This window comes from Pasteurella pantherarum (assembly GCF_049670885.1).
Lineage (GTDB): Bacteria > Pseudomonadota > Gammaproteobacteria > Enterobacterales > Pasteurellaceae > Pasteurella.
On the sequence record NZ_CP187173.1, the window covers coordinates 1,004,892 to 1,030,582 of the forward strand.

At 41.4% G+C, this 25,691-nt stretch carries 21 protein-coding genes; 12 read left to right on the top strand and 9 right to left on the bottom strand.

Going from position 1 to position 25,691, the window contains the following annotated elements; all coding sequences use genetic code 11:
• Window positions 1–68: 68 nt before the first annotated feature.
• A complete protein-coding gene (locus ACPEEM_RS04790; protein ID WP_424407968.1) occupies window positions 69–1,646 on the bottom strand; it encodes a DUF2813 domain-containing protein in 1,578 nt (525 codons plus the stop codon).
• Window positions 1,647–1,715: 69 nt separating this feature from the next.
• Between ACPEEM_RS04790 and ACPEEM_RS04795 the strand changes: the two genes are divergently transcribed.
• A complete protein-coding gene (locus ACPEEM_RS04795; RefSeq protein ID WP_424402979.1) occupies window positions 1,716–2,624 on the top strand; it encodes a lysine exporter LysO family protein in 909 nt (302 codons plus the stop codon).
• A gap of 238 nt (window positions 2,625–2,862) precedes the next feature.
• Here ACPEEM_RS04795 and ACPEEM_RS04800 read toward each other — a convergent pair whose 3' ends face one another.
• Window positions 2,863–3,753 carry a Dyp-type peroxidase gene (locus ACPEEM_RS04800; protein WP_424405725.1) on the bottom strand — a complete coding sequence of 297 codons (891 nt, stop codon included), beginning with the start codon at window positions 3,751–3,753 and terminating at the stop codon, window positions 2,863–2,865.
• A gap of 130 nt (window positions 3,754–3,883) precedes the next feature.
• Window positions 3,884–4,588: a dipeptidase PepE gene (gene pepE, locus ACPEEM_RS04805; RefSeq protein WP_424403990.1), complete on the bottom strand. Its 705-nt coding sequence runs from the start codon at window positions 4,586–4,588 to the stop codon at window positions 3,884–3,886.
• A gap of 262 nt (window positions 4,589–4,850) precedes the next feature.
• Here pepE and ACPEEM_RS04810 point away from each other — a divergent pair, with 262 nt between their 5' ends.
• From ACPEEM_RS04810 to ACPEEM_RS04850, 9 genes are all read left to right on the top strand, one after another.
• On the top strand, window positions 4,851–6,758 hold the full coding sequence (locus ACPEEM_RS04810) for an FTR1 family iron permease (protein ID WP_424407970.1): 1,908 nt from the start codon (window positions 4,851–4,853) through the stop codon (window positions 6,756–6,758).
• Window positions 6,759–6,792: 34 nt separating this feature from the next.
• Window positions 6,793–7,317 (top strand): iron transporter, encoded by a 525-nt coding sequence (locus ACPEEM_RS04815; protein WP_424407972.1) that lies wholly within the window; start codon window positions 6,793–6,795, stop codon window positions 7,315–7,317.
• A gap of 104 nt (window positions 7,318–7,421) precedes the next feature.
• Entirely contained in the window at window positions 7,422–8,816 is a 1,395-nt protein-coding gene (locus ACPEEM_RS04820) for a Fe-S-containing protein (protein ID WP_424407974.1), read from the top strand.
• A 2-nt stretch (window positions 8,817–8,818) separates the two neighbouring features.
• Window positions 8,819–10,159: an ABC transporter permease gene (locus tag ACPEEM_RS04825; RefSeq protein WP_424405719.1), complete on the top strand. Its 1,341-nt coding sequence runs from the start codon at window positions 8,819–8,821 to the stop codon at window positions 10,157–10,159.
• A 13-nt stretch (window positions 10,160–10,172) separates the two neighbouring features.
• Window positions 10,173–11,288, top strand: coding sequence for an ABC transporter permease (locus ACPEEM_RS04830; protein ID WP_424406110.1), 1,116 nt, complete (start codon window positions 10,173–10,175; stop codon window positions 11,286–11,288).
• Window positions 11,289–11,308: 20 nt separating this feature from the next.
• A complete protein-coding gene (locus ACPEEM_RS04835; RefSeq protein WP_424402967.1) occupies window positions 11,309–11,980 on the top strand; it encodes an ABC transporter ATP-binding protein in 672 nt (223 codons plus the stop codon).
• Window positions 11,970–12,482, top strand: coding sequence for a TlpA family protein disulfide reductase (locus ACPEEM_RS04840; protein WP_424402965.1), 513 nt, complete (start codon window positions 11,970–11,972; stop codon window positions 12,480–12,482). The genes ACPEEM_RS04835 and ACPEEM_RS04840 overlap by 11 nt, the downstream gene beginning before the upstream one ends.
• Window positions 12,482–12,784, top strand: a complete 303-nt coding sequence (locus ACPEEM_RS04845; RefSeq protein WP_424402963.1) for a c-type cytochrome — start codon at window positions 12,482–12,484, stop codon at window positions 12,782–12,784. The genes ACPEEM_RS04840 and ACPEEM_RS04845 overlap by 1 nt, the downstream gene beginning before the upstream one ends.
• A 60-nt stretch (window positions 12,785–12,844) precedes the next feature.
• Complete coding sequence (locus ACPEEM_RS04850) at window positions 12,845–13,225, top strand: pyrimidine dimer DNA glycosylase/endonuclease V (RefSeq protein ID WP_424402961.1); 381 nt, start codon at window positions 12,845–12,847, stop codon at window positions 13,223–13,225.
• On the opposite strand, the gene ACPEEM_RS04855 is transcribed toward ACPEEM_RS04850, so the two are convergent.
• Complete coding sequence (locus tag ACPEEM_RS04855) at window positions 13,220–13,471, bottom strand: YcgL domain-containing protein (RefSeq protein ID WP_424405717.1); 252 nt, start codon at window positions 13,469–13,471, stop codon at window positions 13,220–13,222. The two genes, ACPEEM_RS04850 and ACPEEM_RS04855, sit on opposite strands and share 6 nt — an antisense overlap.
• A gap of 88 nt (window positions 13,472–13,559) precedes the next feature.
• Between ACPEEM_RS04855 and minC the strand changes: the two genes are divergently transcribed.
• Complete coding sequence (gene minC, locus ACPEEM_RS04860; RefSeq protein ID WP_424407976.1) at window positions 13,560–14,222, top strand: septum site-determining protein MinC; 663 nt, start codon at window positions 13,560–13,562, stop codon at window positions 14,220–14,222.
• Window positions 14,223–14,385: 163 nt separating this feature from the next.
• Here minC and pgi read toward each other — a convergent pair whose 3' ends face one another.
• The 5 genes from pgi to fdhD all read right to left on the bottom strand — a co-directional run bounded on the left by pgi (window position 14,386) and on the right by fdhD (window position 22,335).
• On the bottom strand, window positions 14,386–16,035 hold the full coding sequence (pgi, locus tag ACPEEM_RS04865) for a glucose-6-phosphate isomerase (protein ID WP_424402955.1): 1,650 nt from the start codon (window positions 16,033–16,035) through the stop codon (window positions 14,386–14,388).
• Between the two features lie 432 nt (window positions 16,036–16,467).
• Window positions 16,468–17,544 carry an alanine racemase gene (alr, locus tag ACPEEM_RS04870; protein ID WP_424403986.1) on the bottom strand — a complete coding sequence of 359 codons (1,077 nt, stop codon included), beginning with the start codon at window positions 17,542–17,544 and terminating at the stop codon, window positions 16,468–16,470.
• Window positions 17,545–17,549: 5 nt separating this feature from the next.
• Window positions 17,550–18,953, bottom strand: a complete 1,404-nt coding sequence (locus ACPEEM_RS04875; RefSeq protein WP_424402953.1) for a replicative DNA helicase — start codon at window positions 18,951–18,953, stop codon at window positions 17,550–17,552.
• A gap of 264 nt (window positions 18,954–19,217) precedes the next feature.
• Complete coding sequence (gene uvrD / locus ACPEEM_RS04880) at window positions 19,218–21,398, bottom strand: DNA helicase II (protein ID WP_424402951.1); 2,181 nt, start codon at window positions 21,396–21,398, stop codon at window positions 19,218–19,220.
• A 115-nt stretch (window positions 21,399–21,513) separates the two neighbouring features.
• Window positions 21,514–22,335: a formate dehydrogenase accessory sulfurtransferase FdhD gene (gene fdhD, locus ACPEEM_RS04885; protein ID WP_424407978.1), complete on the bottom strand. Its 822-nt coding sequence runs from the start codon at window positions 22,333–22,335 to the stop codon at window positions 21,514–21,516.
• 290 nt (window positions 22,336–22,625) lie between these two features.
• Here fdhD and fdnG point away from each other — a divergent pair, with 290 nt between their 5' ends.
• Entirely contained in the window at window positions 22,626–25,691 is a 3,066-nt protein-coding gene (gene fdnG / locus ACPEEM_RS04890; protein ID WP_424402947.1) for a formate dehydrogenase-N subunit alpha, read from the top strand.

Sequence of the window (25,691 nt, forward strand, 5' to 3'; positions counted from 1 at the left end):
AGGCACTTGCGTAAAAAATCCCCCTTTATTGAAAAAACAAAAACACCAGCCTTACACAGGTGATGTCCTTAATATCCCCTCGATAAGCTTAAGACTTTTGAAAATAAACGTTTAAATAACAATGGAATAGATTTTACGCCTTGTTTTTCCATCGCACTGGATAATGCCAATGCCAAATCAGGTTTGGATGTTCGTTGAATTGCTCGCTGAATGATTTTATAGACAGGTAACACATGGCTATGATTGATTTTCCATTGTGCTAAGCGAATAAAAATATCGGCAAAACCACTGGCATAGAAAAAATGTTCAATATCTCGGCGAGGTAAAATGGTGAGCCTGTCTCGAATATGCTCTCCCTCCTCTAGCATGGAAGCAGCAATGTCTCGGTATTTTCGCCCTGCGTCATCTCCATCAACCAGCACATACCACTCAATCCCCATGGCTTGCACATATTTAATGAGGGGCTTTAACCCACATTGTGCAAACTCCACAATGCGAATACCTTCCATATCTAAATTGATGGAAAGCAATTTTGCCAATTCCGATAAAATCCAAACCTCCGTTTCCCCTTCCACTAACACCCACATTCGTGAAAATAAGGCGAGGCTGCGATTATGATGAATATGAAAACTTAAACGGCGAAAATCTTCTTTACCTAAATCTCGGTGACGTAATTGAAAACTTTCCGTCCGAAATGGCGTTCTGACTAAACGACACAATGAGGTTAAATTGACTTGTGAAATCAGCTCCACAGAATTGGTGGTAGTAATACGTTGCACGGGCAAAAAACTGACAAATTCCCAAGTAATCGCCACCATACGAGGGTGCAAACGGGCATCGGGGTCTTCAAATAAGATGATCGGGTGCGTAAATCGCCCAAAATGCACATGTTCACCGCCTACGAATAAACAGGCTAATGCCCGAAACACCTTTCGGCTTAAACGACGAGTTTCATCTTGCTTTAATTTTATGCATAAACTTTGCACACGTTGCCACAGCACCGAGGTGTCTTGCATTAACTCACAATGACTACGCCAATTTAAAAAATAATAGCGTAATAATAACACCACCGCATGAATTTCCATTTGCAGGGAATCTTCAGGTTGGTTTTCTGGCATATTAATCAATTTGAGCGTATGCGGACTGCTATTTAAACGTGCATCACGAAAACGGTAAACGGGGTGGCGAGAAATTAAGGAAAAGACCAATTCATCAATTCCTTCCACCTTAATAGGATCACCATTTTGATCTAAAAAAGAATAGTGGGTGAACACCTCATTGTGTTCGTTACGCTCCCCTTCTACACACAAATATAAACGTTGATAACCATCGGGGTGATGCACAAACACATTTTGTGCCACATAAGGGCGATTGTAATCGGCACTGTCTTCGTTTTTTTCATATTCACAAAAACTAAATAACAACGTGATATGTTTGACGGATTCAGGCTCCCCTTGTGGCTGATGAAAATCGCCTAATTCAAATTGATAAAGATGTTTTTCGGGATTAAAAATCAAACTCAATGCGGAAAGTAAACTGGATTTCCCCCACATATTTTCACCAATGAGCACCATATCAGGACGAAATTTAATGGATAATCGATTAATACCCCGAAAACCCACCATTTCTAAATGCCGTAAATACATTCTCTACCCCTTGTTTTTTTTCCCACCTTACCTAGAATAAACAGGTTATATGATGTAAGGAAGACTATTATGTATGAAGGATTATTGATCGTACTATGCCCCTTATTTGCAGGGTATCTAATCAAAACACGAAATGCAAAAATATTAAAGCCCATTAACCATATCGTCATGTTTTTGTTATATATTATTTTGTTTATTATGGGATTTAATTTAGGACAATTAGACGATCTTGCCAATAAATTACCAATTATCGCGATTTCAGCCATCACCTTTGCCCTGAGTATTCAATCTCTCAATATCATTGGATTAGTGATTTACGATAGATTATTTCCTAAACCTTTACAGATGTCCATGACAGAAATTCCTTCTCGTTGGAAATTGCTCCTCGACTCAAGCAAATTATGTAGCATGGTAGTGATTGGTTTTTTTGTAGGATATTTTTCCACCGCTTTTTTGCGTTTATCTGATCGGGCAAGCACTTATGTCTTAATCTGCCTAATTTTCTTTGTGGGCATACAATTGCGTAATAATGGCGTGTCATTAAAACAAGTGTTTTTTAATCGACGGGGGTTAATTACAGGCTGTATTTTTATCCTCACCTCCTTATCAGGTGGGCTAATTGCCGCTTCCATATTGGATTTACCCCTAACTCAAGGTTTGGCGATTGCATCAGGGTTTGGCTGGTATTCCTTATCCAGTGTGGTGATTAATGATGCATGGGGACCCGTTTTTGGTAGCATCGCCTTCTTCAACGATCTCTCCCGAGAAATTGTCAGCTTATTTTTGATCCCACTTTTCATGTATCGCTATCGCTCTACCGCCGTGGGGATTTCAGGTGCTACCGCCTTGGATTGCACCTTACCCGTGATACAAAAAAGTGGCGGTGTGGAAGTGGTGCCTTTAGCCATCAGTTTTGGGTTTATCACCAATATTTTCCCGCCTATTTTATTGGTGTTCTTTTCCTCCATTCCTTTCTAAACGAACTCAAGCTTGGTAAGAATTGAAAGAGAGAAAATGGCTGAAATTCAAGGGTGAGCTAAAAAATCGCCCTTATTCATAAGCAAAACCTTGCCGATAGCATGAATAAATCACGATAATGAGGCACATTTGTTCATCAAAGTGCGGTGTGTTTTAAACAACTTTTCTTATGAATGCCAAAACAAAAAAACGAACCTTTTCTTTGGTTCGTTTTTTCGTGCAATCTGCTCGGTAATCCTTATAAATTCATTAATTTTTCTAAAGAAGGGGCAAAATAATAGCTCCCTGTTACCGCTTTGGTGAAACCTAATAAACGGTCTGTTTTACCGTCTTTTTCACCGAACATATTTAATAATTGCTGATCGATATTATACAGTTTGGCACAATAGGCGACGAAAAATAAACCATGTTTTCCACTTGCGGTGCCATAAGGTAAGCTATGACGTAAAATTTTCAAGCCTACACCATTTTCTTTTAAATCCGTACGCCCCACATGAGAAGTGTCAGGTTTATCCTCTAATTCCACGCTATCGGGCTTCGTGCGTCCAATCACATTTTCTTGTTTTTGCACGCTTAGTTTTTCCCATTTGGTTAAATTATGCTCATAACGTTGGGTAAACACATAGCTCCCCCCCACATCTTCACCTTCTGCAATTAATGCCACTTCCGCTAATTTGGCATCTTTCGGATTTTCCGTACCATCAATAAACCCTGTAAAATCCCGTTCTTCCACCCAACGGAATCCATGAATTTCTTGATGTACCGTTAATACCGAACCGAATGCCGCCATTGCCGCTTGAGCAACTGAAAAGTTGACATCTGGACGCAAAGATTGAATATGAACCAGGAAATCATTTTGTGTTGAAGGGGCAGATGAATCCCCTTTGCCTAAAGTGACAAAAGGTTTTAATTCTGTGGCACTTTGTTGACCTGCCAGTTGTTTCCAAACTCGATCACCAAAGGCGACAACAGCCCCTAATCTTGCATCAGGATATTGTTGTTGTAATTGAGTCAGTTTTTCGCAGAATTGGCGACAGGCTTGAGGAATAATGGATAAATCTGTGATATTGGCTTCCAAAAAAATTGCTGCTTTACTGTGATCCAGCAACACACCGCTTTGTGCTGTCATTGTCTCTCTCCATAAATCAAAAAAAGTGCCGTTATTATAAGCGTTAAATCAAAAATCTGCATCTTATTTTATGGCTTCAACAGCGATAACATGCAGATTTTTAATACAAAATTTAACCACATTTTCGCCCTTAATAAGTAAAAATATGTTGGGCTGGAAGGGTTTCCACAGACATATTTTCGCCAAAACATAATACATCATGCTCACCCAACACTGTCGCCTTATTGCCTTGAATATGTAATGCGGTGCCTTCAGGTAAGGCATAGACATGGGATTCAGGGTTGAGGATTAAAAATTCCGCCAAACGCTCCTCACGACTTTCGCCATGATGCCCTTGCATTTTGCCCGAAATGAAGTGCGGATTAATTTGATGTGGAAATAACCCTAAGGCATGGAAAGACGGCGGATAAATAATCGGCATATCATTGGTGGTCATAATCGAACAGCCCGCAACATTGGCTCCCGCACTCCAACCGAAATAAGGCGTGCCCGCCATCACTTTATCGCGAATTAAGCGTAAAAGCTGGTGCTCATACAAGCCGTTTAATAAACAAAAAGTATTGCCGCCACCAATTGCAATCACATCGGCTTGAGCAATAATGTCGAGGTGTTTTTCACCATGATGAACAGACACAATCTGCATATTTAACTCGGCAAGTGCTTGTTGCACCTGCTGTTCATAGCGATCATACCCTTGTCGAACTCCAGCATAAGGTACAAAGGCAATAGTTCCCCCTTCGTACTGAGCCAAAAATGTTTTCAACCAAGGCAAGCAATGAACCAAATAATCCGTGTTTTTATATTTTGAACCGCTCATTAATAACATCTTTTTCATCATTCACACCCCTCTCTCAATTGCATAAATTTTATCCTTTCTTGCATTATGTAAACTAAAGTGAAAAAGAGAAAATAAAGATATCAATTTCGTGACACAAGTCACAAAATTGAGCAAAAACAACCCGATATTTTGCTTGTTTTGACAATACACAAGAAACCGCCTTCACCTTTTTAGCAAAAATTTTTGTTGCGAAAAAAAAAGAATGGCGGATAATTAACCAACAAGATACGAATGCATTTCATTTAGAACAGAGGCGACTATGCGTTATTTTACTTGGAAACAATGGATTCTTTTGATACTTGTCTTATTCTCACTTCCTAATGTTCAAGCCAATCCACCTTATCAACAATGGGTTCAGGATATTGAAAATCGGCTCAACAAAGCTACTGAACTTTATCAACAAAATCAAACAGATGATGCCAAAACAGAAGTGCAAATGGCGTATTTTGAAGTGTTTGAAAATTTAGAAGGACCTATCCGCATTAACTTTTCAGCCCAAAAAAGTTACCAAATGGAAGCCAGTTTTGGTGAGATTCGCAAAATGATGGGGGAACAAAAACCCTATACTGAAATTCATGCAAAAATCACCGCACTTCAGCAAGATCTTCAAGAGGTGCTCCCCGCCCTCACACAGGGACATCAACTCAACGCTTCCGCCCAACACGACGTCTATCAACACCAAGCCATCACCCCACACTGGCAACAAAGTTTCCAAATCATTGATGACCGCCTTGCCGAAGCAATTCATGCTTATCAACAAGGTAAATTGGCACAAGCCAAACAACTGGTGCAACAAGCACAATATGAAGGCTACAAAAATTCCGAAATGGAAATTGCTATTCGTTTACACCGCTCCGCAAGCCAATCTGCCAGTATTAATCAACAATTTTATGACCTGATTCGTTTAAGTGAAAAACCAGATCAACTGAACCAATTGGGTTACCAAATCACCGAATTATTGCAAGATATTGAAGAACAATTACCTAATTTACCCGATACTCAAGCTGCTCAACCCGTACAGAAAAAAGAAGCGACCGAGCCAGTCGAGGAAAAAAATTGGTCTGCACTGCGGGATCAAATTAATCAGCAAATTCAACACGCCATTCAACTTTATCAACAAGGTGAAAACAAAAAAGCCATGCTTTCGGTGCAAGATACCTATTTTGATGTGTTTGAGAGCAGTGGCATGGAAAACAATATCGGCTCACGAGATAGCCAATTTAAAGCAGAACTTGAAGGCTATTTCACTCGTCTTGTGAGTTTAATTAAAGCCAATGCGAAATTGGAAAACCTACAACAACAAGCCACAGGCTTAGCACAAGGGTTAGAGAAAGCCGTACAAATGTTGCAAGCTCAACAACAAACCCATTGGTCAATGTTTATTTACAGCTTGTTAATTATTCTGCGTGAAGGGTTAGAAGCCTTATTAATTGTGACCGCCATTGTGGCGTATTTAGTCAAAAATCAACATCAAGATAAATTGCCTGTGATTCGTCAATCGGTTTATGTGGCATTGATTGCCAGTTTGATCACTGCGGCACTTTTCCAACTCATCTTTAGTAATGCAGGTGCAAGCCGTGAATTATTAGAAGGTTTCACCATGATCATTGCGGTGGTGATGTTATTCATGATGAGTTATTGGTTATTCTCAAAATTAGAAGCACGCCAATGGCAAGCCTATTTAGAAGGCAAACTGTCCCACGCCTTAACCACAGGATCCTTATTCGGTTTATGGTTTACTAGCTTTTTAGCCGTGTATCGTGAAGGGGCAGAAACCGTTTTATTCTATTATGCCTTGATTGCCGATGCACAAAGTGCGGTCAGTTATTTGTTACTTTTCGCAGGCTTTATTGTGGGGGCGTTGCTCCTCATTGTCTGCTATTTCATTATGCGTTATAGCGTGGTGAAACTCCCTCTCAAAGGGTTCTTTATGTTCACTGGCACACTGCTTTATTTTATGGCGTTTGTATTTGCGGGAAAAAGTGTGCTCGAGCTTATTGAAGGTAAATTATTTGAGCCGACTTTTGTCGCCAATGTGCCTGAAATTGCATGGTTAGGCATTTATCCTTATGTGGAAACCTTAATTCCACAAGGCATATTATTACTTGCTGCCGTATTTGCTTGGTGTTACTTGAAATACCAAAGTCAAAAAGCAACCCCACTTTGATCAAAAAATATATCCATATGAAAGGAGATTAAGTATGAAAAAAGCGCTTTTGGCAACCACCTTACTTGCCAGTATCTTAGCCGCCCCATCCGCTCTTGCCTTTAAAGAATATCCAATTGGCGAAGCGGTTGAAATGAATGGTATGGAAATTGCCGCCGTTTATTTACAACCTATCGACATGGAACCTCGTGGCATGGGCTTATCTGCAAAAGCTTCAGATATTCACCTTGAAGCGGATATTCATGCGATTAAAGGGAACATGAATGGGTTTGGTGAGGGTGAATGGATCCCGTATTTAACCATCAACTATACCTTGGTCAACACCGACACCAACCAAAAACAAGAAGGCACATTTATGCCAATGGTGGCAAGCGATGGTCCGCACTATGGGGCAAACATTAAAATGATGGGCGTAGGTAACTATAAATTAACCTATCATATTGATCCGCCACCAAAAGCAGGTATGCATCGCCATACCGACAAAGAAACGGGGGTCGGACGTTGGTGGAAAGCGTTTGATGTCAATTATGAATTTAAATACACAGGGTTAAATAATTAACACCACAAGGATGTTGGACAGCCGCCCAACATCCTTTTTCTTAGCCTCAATTTATGTCTATTTGATGGCTAAATCCATGCCATTGCTTAAGTTCAGAGCTATCTATGAATTACTTTTTTACCTTTTTATTGCAAAGTGTTTTACCCTTCGCCATTTTGCTCGGTTGTTTATGGTCAAACTATACCCAAATTCAAGCCAAACGCCTCATTTGGCTAGGCTTGCTGTGCTTTTTCCTTGGGGCACTTTTGATCAACCAACTGCCTGTTAAACAAACGGTCTTATTGCCTTTAAATCTGAATGTGTTTGTTGCCCTAATTCTCTTTTATTTCACCACATTTTGGCATAACCACGCCCTCGCCACCGCTTGGCATTATGTGTTGCTGTTTATCGCAGGGATTTATTGGGGGCGAGACCCGAATATTGAAGCACTGACCGATACAGAAGTGATCAATACGGATCTTATTTTACATAACAGTGCTGTCGTATTGGGGTTAATCTTATGTTTAGGTTTAGTGGTATGGTTAAGCCTTTTATTGCAACAAAGCAAAACGCAACAAAAATTGACCGCACTTTCTCGCCTACTCATGAGCCTGATCATCCTCGCCCTACTGATTCCGCTAAGTGGCGAGATCATGCTGAGCTTAATGAAATTACAACAACTTGAACTCACCAAACCACGTTTAAGTTTCGTTGCCAAAGTAAGCGGGCTAACACAATATTTTAATTATTGGCACAGTGCATTATTGCTACTTTGCGTAATCCTTTTTTTCTTCCAAGTGCATTTAGCCAGAAAACACGCCGTTGCATACGCCCCGACACCGATCGAAAAACGCAAAAAACGTGCCGCACTTTTAACCTCCACTCGCTTACTTAACTGGGGCATATTGGCGGTGGCAATGATCATGGCAAGTCAATACTATTGGGATAACATTGCCTCCCGTCCACCTCAATTATCCCAAGCGACGCCCGTAAAATTAGATAGCCAAAATCAAATTCACATCCCGATTAATCAAGTGAGCGACGGTAAATTACACCGCTTTGTTTGGATTGCCGATGATGGCAAAGCTGTTCGTTTCTTTATTATCAATCGACTTCCTGATCGATTAAGCCTTGCCGTGGTATTTGATGCCTGCATTTTATGTGGCGATCAAGGCTATGTGATGGAAGGCGATCAAGTGGTGTGTGTTGGCTGTGGGGTGCGAATGTTCACTCCGTCAATTGGCAAACCTGGAGGCTGTAATCCTGTACCGATTGAAAACTGGCAGCAGACAGACTCCCAAGTCATCCTCAATAAAAAACAGTTAGAAGAAGGCTTAAATTATTTTTCCACCATTGTCGAAATTGAGGTGGTTGACCCTGTTAACCAACAAACATTAACCAATACTAAAACGGAATACAAATACAGTTATCAGGGAAAAACCTATTTCTTTACTAATGAACAAAACCTCAATTTATTCCGAGATTCGCCTGAACACTATCTAAAATCAGAGGAGAAATAAAAATGCTGTTGCGAATGTTATTTCAATCTTGGCGATTTGGATTAAAACGTAAATTTTTAGCGGTCTTAACCATTTTTCTCGCTTCAGGTTTAATTTCCGCTTTACTGGCAGTTTCCATTGATATTGGCGATAAAATGGCACATGAACTCAAGTCTTATGGTGCAAATATTTTAATTGAACCAGCCAGTCGAGCCATGTTGCCCAATGAAATGATGGGCACGACGGCGTTATCTTCGCAAGATTTTCTTGATGAAAAAGAATTGCCCAATGTAAAAGATATTTTCTGGCGTAACAATATTGTGGGCTTTGCACCGCAGTTAAGTGCCGAAGTGAAAGGGCAAAAACAGCAAAATCAGGCACAAAGCACACCCCAAAGTGCGGTACAAACCCTTTCTGTTTTAGGCACATTTTTTGACCGCCCTATTGCCGTTCCCGATGAAGCGGATTATCACACAGGACAAAAAATCATTAGCCCTTATTGGCAAGTAGAAGGCGACTGGGTGGACGATAGCCCAACGGATTTTACCTCGCCCGTGCCAGCCTTAATTGGCAAGCAATTGGCTCAAACCACCCATTGGCAAATTGGCGATCAGATTCAATTGCAATATGAAGAAGGGCAATTAACACGTCAATTGCAGATTGAATTAAAAGGTGTGCTTGCCACAGGGGGACAAGAAGAACAGCAAATTATTTTACCTTTACACGCATTACAGCAATTGCTAGGGCTAAAAGGGAAAATTCAAAGCATTAAAGTGTCTGCATTAACCGTGCCAGAAAATGCCCTTTCACGCAAAGCCAGATTAAATGTGGATGGCTTAAATGCCGAAGAATATGATCGCTGGTACTGCACCGCCTATGTTTCCTCCATTGCCCACCAACTGGAAGAAGCCATCTCAGGGGCAATTGTTCGCCCGATTTGGCAAGTGGCCGCATCAGAAGGGGTGGTGATTGAAAAAATCCAATTATTACTTGGTGTGGTCACGCTAGCCGCCTTTATTGCTGCCGCCATGGGTATTGCCTCTTTAATGAGTGCCACCATTCTTGAACGCAGTAAAGAAATTGGCTTAATGAAAGCACTGGGGGCGTACCAATGGCAAATTGTTTTATTGTTTTATTGCGAAGCCGCCATCAGTGCCTTATTAGGTGGGGCATTGGGGTGTTTAGCGGGTTGGGGATTAGCCAAATTTATCGGTATCGCCTTGTTTGGCAAACCATTAGCATTTGCATGGATCGTTCTGCCTGCCGTGTTGGTGGTGTCTGTGCTCATTGCCTTAATCGGCACATGGTTCCCTGCCCATCGCATCGCACGTTTATATCCTGTGGAGGTGCTATATGGGCGTTAAACCCACTCAATCCATGTTTTGGCGGTTGATTTTTCAAGCTTTACGCTTACGTTTACAAGCCGTATTCATTATTTTTTCTGCCCTCACCGTCGGGGCAAGCATTGTTACCGCCATGGCAGCGGTGTATTTCGATATTAATACGAAAATGAGTCAAGAATTACGCACCTTTGGTGCCAATTTTTATATTGGTCCCAATACCAGTGGTTTATTGCCTGAAGCCCAATTAACGCAAATTTTAAAACAAGCCCCAGCACAGCTCATCACCGCCGCCAGCCCTTATCTTTATGGCATTACCCGCAGTGAATTAGAAAAAATCGCTATTATGGGCGTTTGGTTTTCCGAAATGCGGACTCTCGCACCCTATTGGCAAATTACGGGGGCTTCTATTGGTGTCAATTTTGATGATCGCAATGCCATGATCGGAAAAAATCTCGCCACCCGCTTAAATGTCAATGTTGGAGACAAATTAACCCTCACCAAGCAAAATGGCGAAAAACACCTATTTTATTTAAAAGGCATTGTAGAAGCTGGCGATGCCACTGATAACATGCTTATTGTCAGCCTTGATTTTGCCCAACGGTGGCTAAATAAACCCGAACAAGCCAATCATGTTTTAATGCAAGTTAAAAATGATCAAGGACAAGTTGAGGCATTTGCCTCACAATTACAGCAACAGTATCCTGAATTTGCGATTCACCCAATTCGCAAAGTGTCTGCTTCGGAAGGTCAAATATTAAGTAAAATCAAAGGGTTGATGGGCATTATTTCGGCTGTAATTTTAATCTTAGCCACCCTTTGCGTGAACACCACCTTAATTGCGATGGTGGGCGAACGGCGTCGGGAATTTGCCTTACAAAAAGCCTTAGGGGCAAAACGTCGTGATATTATTTTACAAATTGGGACAGAAATTTTGATCATCACTCTCTGTGCCATTTTGACTGGCTTTGTTTTAGGCTATTTATTAGCACAAGTGTTAGGATTAACGGTATTCAAAGCCAGTATTGATATGCGTCTCCCCGTCTTCCCGATCACCATGTTACTTTCTCTGTTAGTGGCATTTATTGCCGTGATCGTGCCAACACAGCACGCTCTAAACATTCAAACTGCCGACGTTTTAAAAGGGGAATAACCCTATTATAAGGAAAAGCTATGCAAAACAATGTGATAGAAACACAACATTTATTTAAACGCTTCGGTTCAATTACCGCACTCGATGATATTAACTTGAACATTAAAGCAGGGGAATTTGTGGCAATCATGGGTGCGTCAGGATCGGGCAAAACCACCTTAATGAATATTCTAACGGGGCTTGATACCGCCTCAGAAGGCAAAGTGATCCTCGATGGTGTTGATGCCGCCCAATTAGATGAAATAGGACGCCAACGTTTCCGAGCAGAAAAAATCGGCTTAGTGTTTCAACAATTTCATCTCATTCCCTATTTAACCGCATTAGAAAATGTCATGTTGGCACAGCATTATCACAGTGTTGTGGATGAAGATGCGGCGAAACAAGTGTTAAGCCAAGTGGGCTTATCTCACCGCTTTGATCATCGACCTAGCCAACTTTCAGGGGGCGAACAGCAACGTGTTTGTATTGCTCGAGCCTTAGTCAATCAGCCACCTGTCATTTTTGCAGATGAACCGACGGGGAATTTAGACGAAGAAAACGAACACTTGGTTTTACAATTACTGATTGAGCTAAATCGACAAGGGCGAACCATTGTGATGGTCACGCATAACCCTGAACTTGGAAAAGTGGCAGATCGCATTCTCATTTTACAGCATGGTAAATTGTTACGAGAACAGCCTCATGAAAACTAAAATATTTTTGACCGCACTTTACCGATTCTGTTTGCTTAGTAGCATCGGTTTATTGTTTGCTTGCCAAGAACAGAAAGCGGAAATTGGACATACCGCCCCTGATATTGCCGCCTTTGATTTACAAGGTCAGCCCGTGCAGTTAACCCACCAATCAGGGCACACCACGTTATTAACTTTTTGGTCTGAAACTTGTGGTGTTTGTGTTGGCGAACTGAAAACTTTAGAGCAACTGGCACAACAATATCCACAACATCACCTCAACATTCTCGCCATTAATGTGGATGGTGACAAAGGCGACACACAAGCCATTGTTAAGCAAAGAGATCTTCACCTACCTATAGTGAAAGACCAACTCAAAATCACCGCTGAGCGTTACCAACTCCTTGGTACCCCAACCTCTTTCGTTATTGACCAAACTGGCAAAATCCTTTATAAATTCGATGGCTTAATCCCTACGCCATTTTTACATTCACTTTTTCAAGGACAAATAAAAGGTCAATAATGAAAAAAAGACATTCTACTCTCTTGTTGGTTGCACTGGGGATCTTATCCACGGCGCATGCGGATGTAGAGCACGGAAAAAAATTATTCAAGCAATCTTGTGCCTTTTGCCATGGCGATCGTGGTGAAAAACCTGCATTAAACCAATCAAAGATCTTAACGCAACTTTCCACAAGTGAAATTGTTGAAGCACTTAAAGTGCGTAAAGACGGGCAAATTATTGGTGCGGGCAATGCGGCAAAATCTCGCCTATCTGAAGAAGATATGCAAAGCATTGCTGAATTTATTCAAACCCTCAAATAAACAAAAATGGTGTGTTAGCCTCAGTTAACACACCATTTTTTACCTTAAAGAGACAACCGAATGACTCGAATTAATCTTATCCCCCCCAATGAACTCTGCGATCAACATTTACTCGCCGAACACCGTGAACTCACCCGCATTCCCAATGCCGTCGCAAAAGGTAAATTTAACCTTATCGGTCAACCTGAAGATTATAAACTGGGTACAGGTCATGTCCGTTTCTTTTTTAACAAGCTAACCTTCTTAAAAAAACGCTACGATTTATTACACCAAGAATGCCTCGCTCGTGGCTTTAATGTGCAATATATTTGGCCAACTCATTTACCTGACAACCAAGCTCTTTGGCTTGATTACACACCAACGGCACAAGCCCTTGCTGCCAATCGACAACGGATTGCAGAACGTATGCCTGCCAAACCCCGTTTTACCATTGGGCTATAAGCTAAACAGCCAATCATCTTCTTTTGGCATTTGCAGATAAAACCCGTTATGTTGAATTTGTTTTAACACCTCATCTTTATCTGCATTCACCAAAGGTTTCTCCCCTGCTAAATTAAACATCATTACAAAAATCGGCGTCCCAAATGCTTCTCTCAAGGCATCTGGCACTGGCTCAAATTGATCTCGCTTTTCTACATATAAATAAGTCCCGACTTTTCGCTTACTTTTATAAATCGCACACAACATTGATTTTTCCCCATGATTAAAAAAGATTTGCCGATCCTAGCACAATTCTTTATGATTAAAATATGTAATTTTTTATTTGGATCACATTATGGCACAGGATATCATCGCATTTCACACAGGACAGTGTTCTTCCGTTTTTATGACATTAAACAGTGCCAGCCTTCATGTTATCCAACGTCATCTCAATAAAAAAATCAAACATTCTCCCGCATTTTTCAATCCACTTGCTGTGATTCTCCAATTCACACCCAGTCTAGAAAAAATCGATCTCAACGCCTTAAAAACCTTATTAGCCGACTACCATATTCAGGTGATCGGTGTGGCTGATTGGCAAAATGATTTACAAAAAGAGCTCATTCTCAGTGCCAATTTACCCTTACTCGGAAAAAGCGGGGAATTTTCAGCCATTTTGCCAGAGCCTCGTTACTTCCCCGTGAAAATCATTGACCAAACTGTGAGCAAAAACCAAGTGATTTATGCTAAAAAAAGCGATTTGATCATTCATGGCGATGTGGAAGAAGGGGCAGAAGTTGCCGCCGATGGCAATATACACATTTATGGCAAACTACAAGGAAGAGCGATGGCGGGTGTCAACGCAAATTCAGGCTCAATTTATACACAATGTTTAGATGCTGAATTTATCGCCGTCAATAATCGCTTTCTCTATAAAGAAAAAATTCCTGCCGATGTTTTACAACAGGCTGTACGTATTTTCGCAGAAAAAGAAAAATTGGGTTTTCAACCTTTTTAAATTTCTGCTTGATCAACATCACCGAGTTATCGATGAAATCGACATGGAAATAACCTCGGTGTTTGTGATTAAAACTGACCGCACTTTTCAGCACAAAACGGATTCCATCAATAAAAAAAGCACTCGCCATCACGAGTGCTTTTCCATTGGAATACAACGAAAATTAACGCCACGCTTTATATTGGTTAATTAACCCGTTGGTTGAGCTATCATGGCTTTCCACTTTTTCGCTATTTGCCAATTCAGGTAGAATACGGTTCGCTAGTTGCTTACCTAATTCCACACCCCATTGGTCAAAACTGTAAATATTGAAAAGAATACCTTGTACGAAAATTTTGTGTTCATACATGGCAATTAATAAGCCTAAGGTAAATGGTGTGATTTTTGGCACTAAAATAGAGTTTGTTGGTTTGTTACCTGTAAACACTTTAAATGGCACAACATCTTTCACATCATTTAATGATTTGCCTGCTTTCACAAATTCGGCTTCCACTTCTTCTTTGGTTTTACCAAAGGCTAAGGCTTCAGTTTGAGCAAAGAAGTTGGATAACAATTTTTCGTGATGATTAGACAACGGATTATGGGTTTGTGCAGGTGCAATGAAATCACAAGGGATTAATGTTGTACCTTGGTGGATCAATTGGTAGAACGCATGTTGACCATTTGTACCTGGCTCACCCCAAATAATTGGACCAGTTTGATAGTTATCGATCACCTCACCATTACGATCCACATATTTACCATTAGATTCCATATTGCCTTGTTGGAAATAGGCGGCAAAACGGTGTAAATATTGGTCATAAGGTAAAATGGCTTCTGTTTGTGCACCTAAGAAAGTGGTGTTCCATAAGCCGATTAATGCCATTGTAATCGGGATATTTTGATCCATTGGTGCTGAACGGAAATGGTTATCCATCGCATGAGCACCTGCAGATAAAGCTTCAAAATTCTCAAAACCGATTGATAATGCAATAGAAAGACCAATGGCTGACCATAATGAGTAACGACCGCCGACCCAATCCCAGAAAACAAACATATTTTCTGTATCAATACCAAATTCAGCCACGGCTTTTGCATTGGTTGATAGTGCGACGAAGTGTTTTGCCACTTGTGCCACATCTTTGGCACTGTCTAAGAACCACTCACGTGCAGATAACGCATTGGTCATGGTTTCTTGTGTGGTAAAGGTTTTTGATGCAACGAGGAATAAGGTGGTTTCTGGATTCACTTTTTTGAAGACTTCAGCAATATGTGTGCCATCAACGTTAGACACGAAATGCATATTTAAGTGATTTTTATATGGACGTAACGCTTCAGTGACCATATAAGGGCCTAAATCTGAACCCCCAATCCCGATGTTCACCACATCGGTGATGGCTTTACCGGTATAACCTTTCCATTCACCTGAGATCACTCGATGACAGAAGGCTTTCATTTTTGCTAATACCGCATTCACATCTGGCATCACATCTTGTCCATCAACCAAAATAGGTGTATTGGCTTGATTACGCAATGCAATATGCAATACCGCTCGGTTTTCAGTTCGATTGATTTTTTCACCGCTAAACATCGCCTCAATGGCATCTGGCAATGCACATTCTTCGGCTAACTGGCGTAATAACGTTAAGGTTTCTTGGGTAAGATTGTTTTTTGAATAATCCACTAAAAGTTGATCATCAAAGCGTAAAGAATAATCTGCAAAACGATTCTTTTCTTGTGCAAAAAGCTGTTGAATCGTTACTGCTTTTTGTGCATCACGATGCTCTGTTAATGCTTTCCACGCACGTGTTTTTGTAGGATTGACGTTTTTCATTGCTGTTTTCCTCTTTTATCATACCAATTCTAGCAAATGATATACCAAATTGCCTTGTAGGTTAAGAGCTAAACTTTGAGGCAGAACAAGTTTCAGCATGATAAATCCATTAATTTTACTCAGATTTAAGAAATGTCATCATTTTGTTAATAAATTGATAGCTGAATAGGCATATTGAGAGGGATTTTTTGTTTAGTCACGAGGAAAGAAAAAAATAAAGAAAGAAAAAAGGAAGAAAGACAACATCACGCCTAGATCGCCCTTTCAACGTGCAATCCCCGTTTTCTGACTGACTCTGACTAATGAAGGAATTGTCCATTTCACACAAGGGAGAGAAATACTGCGGCAAAGTTCAAGACATGAATTGACTTGGAAATGTGGTGGAAATCGAAAAGTGCGGTCAATTTCACCGCACTTTTCATCATAATATACTTAATCAACATATTCTGTGAGCACTCGTGGGGTTAGCTTTGTGATCAACTCATAACTGATCACCCCACTAATTTGTGCAATTTCCTCAATCGGGAGATCTTTGCCCCATAAGATCACTTCATCGCCCACTTGATCTTGTGCGTGTTCGCCCAGATCGACGGTCAACATATCCATGGAGACTCGCCCTACAATAGGAACACGACGACCATTTAAATAGACTGGTGTGCCGATTGGAATATCTCTCGGATAGCCATCACCGTAACCGATCGCTACCACGCCAATTTTGGTGTTTTTTTCACTCACCCAAACGCCACCATAGCCCACAGGCTCACCTTTTTTATGATCTTTGACCGAAATCAGAGAGGAGGTTAACGTCATGACGGGGGTTAAATCAAATGCTTGTGCAGGCGTGTTAATCGGGGCAATGCCATACATGATAATCCCCGGACGAATCCATTCTAAATGTGAATGTTGCCAAAATAAAATCCCACCAGAAGCGGCAATGCTACGCTCGCCTTGTTTATCTTGCGTTGCCTGTAAAAAGCGTTCAAGCTGTAATGCGGTATAATCACAAGCTAATTCATCAGCACGGCTAAAATGGCTCATAAAGCCAATTTTAGGATCCACATTGGGGGATTGTTTCAGTGCCGTATAAAAGGTTTCAACTTCGGCTAAATCCACCCCTAGGCGGTGCATTCCCGTATCAATTTTTAACCAGACTTTAATCGGGTTAGGAAGCTGTGCTTGTTGTAGTGCTTCAAGCTGTTCTACATTATGTACCACCGTTTGAATGTTGTTCACCGCAAGAATAGGCAAGTCTTTGCTACAAAAAAAACCTTCCAGTAATAAGATCGGTTTGGTAATGCCATTAGAACGTAAACTGAGTGCTTCTTCCAAGCGGGCAACACCAAAACAATCCACATATTCTTCCAAAGCGGAGGAAACAAAAACCACGCCATGTCCATAGGCATTTGCTTTTACAACGGCAATGATTTTACTTTGTGGGGCTTTTTGTTTAATCGCCTGAATGTTATGTTTTAATGCAACAGAACTGATTTTGGCGGTTGCAGGTTTCATATTCATTAATAATCGTCTCTCATATCTCGTTGCTCTGCCAAATTATCAAAGCGAGAATATTGCCCTCTAAAGGCTAATCTCACTCGTCCAATTGGTCCGTTACGCTGTTTACCAATGATAATTTCTGCGATACCTTTATCTTCCGAGTTATCGTTATAGACTTCATCTCGATAGATAAACATAATTAAGTCGGCATCTTGTTCGATGGATCCTGATTCACGTAAATCCGAGTTGACGGGGCGTTTATCCGCACGGTTTTCAAGAGTACGGTTAAGCTGGGATAACGCAATAACAGGCACTTCTAATTCTTTTGCTAAGGCTTTTAAAGAACGGGAAATTTCGGCAATTTCTAAAGTTCGGTTCTCCGCAAACCCCGGTGCCCGCATGAGTTGTAAATAGTCCACCATGATCAAGCTTAATCCACCATGCTCTCGGTACACCCGCCTTGCTCGTGAACGTAATTCTGTTGGGGTTAAACCAGAAGAATCATCAATATATAAATTCGGTTTATTGGCAAAAATGCCCATGGTACTGCCAATTTTTGCCCAATCACTTTGATCTAAGCCTTGCCCTGTACGAATTTTCACTTGATCCACTCGTGATAAAGAGGCTAACGAACGCATCATAATTTGTTCTGCAGGCATCTCTAAACTGAACACCAATACAGGTTTGTCGCTTTTTAAGGCGGCATTTTCACACAGGTTCATCGCAAAGGTGGTTTTTCCCATTGAGGGACGGGCAGCCACAATGATTAAATCAGAAGGTTGCAAGCCTGCGGTTTTTTTATCTAAGGCGTCAAAGCCTGTGCTTACCCCTGTAATCCCATTATGCCCTTCGGTTTGGCTGAGCAGTTCAATACGATCAATGGTTTTTTCCAAAATGGCACAAATATTTTGTGGCCCCTCATTAGATGTGGTGCGTTTTTCAGAAATCGCAAACACTTTACGCTCGGCTTCATCTAAAATATCTTTTACTTCCACCCCTTTGGTGTTGTAACAACTTTGTGCCACTTCATTACTGACGCCAATTAAATCCCGTAAAATCGCCCGATCACGCACAATTGTCGCATAAGAAACAATATTGCTCACACTTGGGGTGTTTTTGGATAATTCTGCTAAATAGGCGAATCCGCCCACTTCTTCACTGAGATTTTTTTCTTTTAGAAATTCATAAATATTGATGAGATCAATCGGCTTGCCTTGACGAATTAAACTTTCCATTTCTTGGAAAATGACACGATGTGCCGCTAAATAAAAGTCATCGCCAATCAGCATGTCACTGATGCTGTCCCAATGTGCAGGGTGAATTAAAATGCCGCCTAACACAGACTGTTCTGCTTCCAAAGAATGCGGCGGGACAATGCCTTGTTCTAGGGGGGGATTTGTGTTTTTTGCGGTCTTTCTAGCCATAAGAATTGGTTTTTTATTGAATTGAAAATTGGTCTATATCATATACCAATTCCCTGTTTTATTTAAGATGGATTTGTGTAAAAAGATGATTTACCTACATATAAGGAGGCATAAAACTTTTTGAAAATCCACCGCACTTTTCGCATTCTAATTTCCATGCACATTCGCACTAGAACGCCTGTATGGCGTCCTATAAGGGGGGGGAAATCCTAAGGCACGGTGAGATCCTATCGGTCTTCCCGTGTCATCGTGAAGGGTGAGCGATTAACGCACTTTTTCTAATTTGGCTAAATGGGCAATTAACCATTTAATGCCTTGATTTTGGAACGCAATTTGTAAACGGGTATTGTTGTCTGTGCCTTCCACATTAATGATGGTGCCTTGACCAAACTTATTGTGTAACACTTTTTGCCCCATTTTCCACTCGCTGTCAGATAACATTGGGCTGACCGAGCCAACTTTTTGTTGGTTCATTGCCCTCGTGACGGTGCCTCTCAAACGAATTTCTTGGATACATTCTTCAGGTAATTCGGCAATAAAACGGGAAGGTAAATGACGTTCTTCTTTGGCATAAAGACGTCGGCTTTCGGCATAACAAAGGGTGAGTTTTTGTTTTGCTCGTGTAATGCCCACATAGGCTAAACGGCGTTCTTCTTCCAATCGTCCCGGTTCTTCAAAGGATCGGAAACTTGGGAATAGCCCTTCTTCTACCCCCACTATAAACACACGTGCAAATTCCAATCCTTTAGCGGAATGTAATGTCATCATTTCCACATATTCTTGATGTGGTGATGCTTGTTCTTCCCCTGCTTCTAAAGAGGCGTGGGTTAAAAAGGCGGTTAAATCAGAAAGCCCTTCTGCTTCATCGGGTTTGATAAATTCTTTGGTGGCGGTCACCAATTCTTCTAAGTTTTCAATACGCACTTCGCCCTTTTCGCCTTTTTCCTGCTTATACATGTCATATAAGCCAGAATGTTTGATCACAAAATCTGTTTGAGCAAACAAAGGCATTTCTGCACTGTCTTGCTCTAAAGAATGAATTAATTCCATAAAACGTAATAAGGCGGTGGCTGCACGTCCCGTTAATAGATTTTCTTGAATAGCCACTTGGGTGGCTTGCCATAACGTTAATTGGCGTTCACGTGTGAGATGACGCAAACTTTCTAGGGTGCGATCACCAATGCCTCGAGCAGGGGTATTAATGACACGTTCAAATGCCGCATCATCATCACGATTCGCAATCAAGCGTAAATATGCCAAGGCATCTTTAATTTCTTGGCGTTCAAAAAATCGCATCCCACCGTAAATACGATAAGGAATTTGCGAACGAATCAGGGCTTCTTCAATCACACGAGATTGACTGTTGCTTCGATAAAGCACCGCACAATCATTTAATTTTCCCCCTTGATCGATCCATTGCTTAATCTGTGAGGCGACAAACAAGGCTTCATCTAATTCATTAAAGGCGGCATAAATTCCAACAGGGTCGCCTTTCTCCCCTTCTGTCCACAAGTTTTTCCCTAACCGATTGCTGTTATTTGCAATCAAGTGGTTTGCACTTTGTAAAATATTGCCTGTGGAACGGTAATTTTGCTCCAGTCGAATGGTTTGAGCGTTGGGAAAATCCGCTAAAAAGCGTTGGATATTTTCAATTTTCGCCCCTCGCCAACCGTAAATAGATTGATCATCATCCCCAACAATCATGACCTTGCCTTGTTCACCCGCGAGCAATTTCACCCAAGCATATTGAATTTTATTGGTATCTTGAAACTCATCGACCAAAATATGCTGAAAACGTTGTTGATAACGTTGCAAAATAATCGGTTTTTTCAGCCATAATTCATAAGCACGCAACAACAACTCGGCAAAATCCACCAACCCTGCACGATCACAAGTATCTTGATAAATTTGATAAATTTTGATCCATTCACGCTCATGACGGTCGTTATTATCATCAATTTGGTGTGCTCTTAACCCTTCGTCTTTTTTGGCGTTGATATACCAACAAACTTGCTTAGGAATAAAAATTTTTTCATCAAATTGATGTAATTTAAGCAGACGTTTCACTAAGCGAAGTTGATCATCAGAATCTAAAATTTGAAAATCTTGTGGTAAATTTGCATCGAGATGATGGGCACGTAATAAACGATGTGCGATGCTGTGGAAGGTTCCCACCCACAGCCCCAATAAACGTGGAGGGGCATATTGTGCCAAGGTCGTTTCAATACGATGTCGCATTTCTGCGGCGGCTTTATTGGTGAAGGTAACTGCCATAATGCTTCCTTCTGACACCCCTTCTACGGCAATTAACCAAGCGATACGATGTGTTAAAACTCGGGTTTTTCCACTCCCCGCCCCTGCTAACACTAAATGATTTCCTAGTGGTGCAGCCACAGCTTCTCGTTGTTTATCGTTTAACCCATCTAATAATTCTGAAATATCCATCGTTGACCTAATTTTGTGATTTTATGCGAAAAACAGGCAATAACGCATTGGAGAAAATCCTCATTTCGCCCTTTTCTACACTGTTTTTTTATACAGCAAATTATAGAGAAAATTCTCAAAAAAACAACCGCTCTTTTCCTGTATACAGGGTGGCTCGCCCTTCTCGTGCAAAGCCGACTAGCGTGAGTTGATAATCTTCCGCCATGCTAACTGCCAGTGCAGTTGCGGCTGACATTGCCACCAACATTTCCACACCACAAGAGGCCGCTTTTTGCACCATTTCATAGCTTGCACGGCTGGTGACCAAAATCAATCCTTGTTGCATGGGCTGTTTGGCTTTCCAGCCAAGTAATTTATCTAAGGCAACATGACGCCCTACATCTTCACGAATCGCCAGCAAATTGCCCGTCAAATCAAAAAAGGCGGCGGCATGTGTCGAGCCTGTTTCCTGACCTAGCTGTTGTGCCTTTTGCACTTGCAACAAACAGTCATCCAGTCGATTTAAATCAAACTGAAAAGTGCGGTCTAATTTCGTGATGTTTTTATGGATCTCGGCAAGTTGTTCTGTGCCACAAATGCCACAGCCTGTACGCCCCGCTAAAGTGCGACGCTTTTCTTTCAAACGCACAAAACACCTTGTCGCCAATTCAATTTGCACTTCAATGCCCTGACTCACTGGCACAATATCCATGCCATAAATATCACTGGGCTTATCAATAATGCCTTCTGCCAAAGAAAAACCGAGAGCAAAATCCGCTAAATCTTGTGGCGAACACATCATCACAGTATGTGAAATCCCGTTATACACCAACGCCACAGGCGTCTCGGTTGCCAGATTTTCCGCTTTTTCAACATAAGTTATTGTTTTGTTTTTATTTTGTTGATTTTTTGTTAATTTGCTGAAAAAACAAACTGTTGATTTTGTGATCCAGTTCAAAATATTTTTCCTCAATTCTTCAGATTGGTTATGGATTTAGCCCTTAAAAGTGGGTATCCTTAATGCCACACAATTGCTGGTAATTAATTTCATAAGCTTTATATCAACAATTCCGACGTGTTAAATAGCCATATCAGTTTAACATGCAAAAATAAACTATGCGATGATAACGCTACGTTTAGTGGGTGTTAGCTTTACCCATTAACATCCAATCATTTCTATATAAAAAAACGAATTTACGACTATGAAATACTGATAAAATTGATTTTGTCAGTTAAGGAGTATTGTCTATGCAGGTCAATCGAAGAAAGTTCTTCAAGATCTGTGCAGGGGGAATGGCGGGGACATCTGCCGCAATGTTGGGATTTGCCCCAACGGACGCACTGGCAGCCCCTCGCAATTACAAATTATTACGTGCCAAAGAAACACGTAATACCTGTACTTATTGTGCCGTAGGTTGCGGCATGTTGCTTTATAGCCTTGGTGATGGTTCCAAAAATAGTAAAGGAAAATTATTCCACATTGAAGGCGATCCCGATCACCCCGTCAGTCGTGGTGCATTATGTCCGAAAGGGGCAGGTGCATTAGACTATGTCAATAGCGACCGTCGTGTGAAATACCCTGAAGTACGTGAAGCAGGTTCAAACACATGGAAACGTATTTCATGGCATGAAGCAATTACACGTATTGCTCGTCATATGAAAGATGACCGTGATGCTAACTTTATTGAAAAAAACGAAGCGGGTGAAACCGTTAATCGTTGGATGACATCAGGTTTCTTAGCCGGTTCTGCTTGTAGTAATGAAACAGGCATTCTCACCCAAAAATTTGTACGTTCCCTCGGTATTGTATTTACTGACAACCAAGCGAGTATCTGACACGGACCAACGGTAGCAAGTCTTGCTCCATCATTTGGTCGCGGTGCCATGACCAACCACTGGGTTGATATTAAAAATGCCGATTTAGTCATTGTTATGGGCGGTAACGCTGCTGAAGCTCACCCTGTTGGGTTCCGTTGGGCTATTGAAGCCAAAAAACAAAACGGTGCCAAACTGATGGTGGTTGATCCACGTTTTAACCGTACAGCCTCTGTTGCCGATATCTATATGCCTCTCCGTTCAGGTACAGATATTGCCTTTCTTTCTGGTGTGATTCGCTATTTATTAAAAAATGACAAAATTCAACATGAATATGTGAAGCACTACACCAATGCCACTTTCTTGGTAAATGAAAACTTCAAATTTGAAGACGGCTTATTCTCGGGTTATGACGAAACCAACCGAAAATATGACCGCTCCACATGGTCTTATCAATTTGATGAAGCTGGTCAACCAAAACGTGACATGGAGATGAAAGATCCACGTTGTGTGATCAATTTATTACGTGAACACGTTGAACGTTATACGCCAGAAATGGTGGAGCGTATTACGGGTACCTCGCAAAAAGATTTCCATATTTTCTGCGAAGAAATTGCCAAAACTTCCGCACCAGATAAAGCCGCCACCTTCTTATATGCATTAGGTTGGACTCAGCATACCGTAGGTTCACAAAATATCCGCACCATGGCAATCATTCAATTGTTACTTGGTAACATTGGGGTGTCTGGCGGTGGGGTGAATGCGTTACGTGGTCACTCTAACGTACAAGGCATCACGGATCTGGGTTTATTCCCGAATCGATTACCTGCCTACCTTCCTTTGCCGACTGAAGCAGACAAAACGTTACAAGGGTTTTTAGATCGTATCACGCCAAAAACCATGTTAAACGATCAGGTTAACTACTGGAAAAATACCCCGAAATTTGTCGTGAGTATGTTGAAATCCTTCTACGGTGACAAAGGTACCAAAGACAATGAATTTGGTTATCACTACTTACCAAAATTGCCGAAAGGAGGCATGGATCATTTCCGCTATATTGAAGAAATGTATAAAGGCAATGTGAATGGTTTCTTCTGTCAAGGCATGAACCCAATTGCCTCTTATGCGAATTCACAAAAAATCATTAAAGCATTAAGTAACCTTAAATATTTAGTGATTTTTGATCCTTTAGTGACCGATACGTCGGAATTCTGGAAAAACTACGGTGAATTTAATGAGGTAAAAACCGAAGATATTCAAACCGAAGTGTTCCGTTTACCAACCACGTGTTTCGTCGAAGAAGATGGTTCCATTGCCAACTCTGGTCGTTGGTTACAATGGCACTGGAAAGGTGCCGAGCCACCAGGCGAAGCCAAAACCGACGGCGAAATTATGTCGGAATTACGTGCCGAATTGATCCACCTTTACCACAAAGAAGGCGGCAAAGCCCCACTTGAGCCATTAGAAGCCATGAGTTGGGATTATGCCAACCCGCTTGAGCCAAAAGCAGAAGAAGTCGCCAAAGAAAATAATGGTTATGCCTTAGAGGATCTCAAAGATGCTAACGGCAACATTATTTTGAAAAAAGGTCAATTACTGTCTAGCTTTGCTCAAATGCGTGACGATGGTAGCACCTCGGGGGCTTGTTGGATCTATACAGGTCAATGGACAGAGAAAGGTAACCAGATGGCAAACCGTGATAATTCGGATCCATCCAATCTAGGGAATACCTTAGGCTGGGCGTTTGCATGGCCTCTCAACCGCCGCATTCTGTATAACCGTGCCGGCTTAGACTTAGCAGGCAAGCCATTTAACCCGAAACGCCAGCTTATTAAATGGAATGGTAAAAACTGGAACTATGTGGACGTTGCCGACTACGGTAATGCCCCACCGCATAGCCCTGTGATGCCATTTATTATGCAGCCTGAAGGGGTAAGTGGTTTATTTGTGCGTGACCGTATGACAGATGGACCTTTCCCAGAACACTACGAGCCAATGGAAACGCCGATTGGAACAAACCCATTACACCCTAATGTGGTGCAAAGCCCTGTGGCACGTATTTTGGCAAGTGATAAAGAAGATCTCGGCACAAATGTGGATTTCCCTTATGTTGGCACAACCTATCGTTTAACGGAACATTTCCATTACTGGACAAAAAACGTATTACTTAACGTGATTGCTCAACCTGAACAGTTTGTTGAAATTGGCGAAGCCCTTGCCGCAGAAAAAGGAATCAAACACGGGGATGTGGTCAAAGTCAGCTCTAAACGAGGCTACATCAAAGCGGTTGCCGTGGTCACCAAGCGTATTCGTGCCTTAGTGTCTGATGGTAAACCGATTCATACCGTGGGCATTCCAATCCACTGGGGCTTTGCTGCCACCACTGGGGCGAAAAAAGGTTTCTTTGCCAATAACCTCACCGTTCGCACAGGGGATACCAATACACAAACCCCTGAATCGAAATGTATGTTAGTCAATATTGAGAAAGTGGAGGGATAA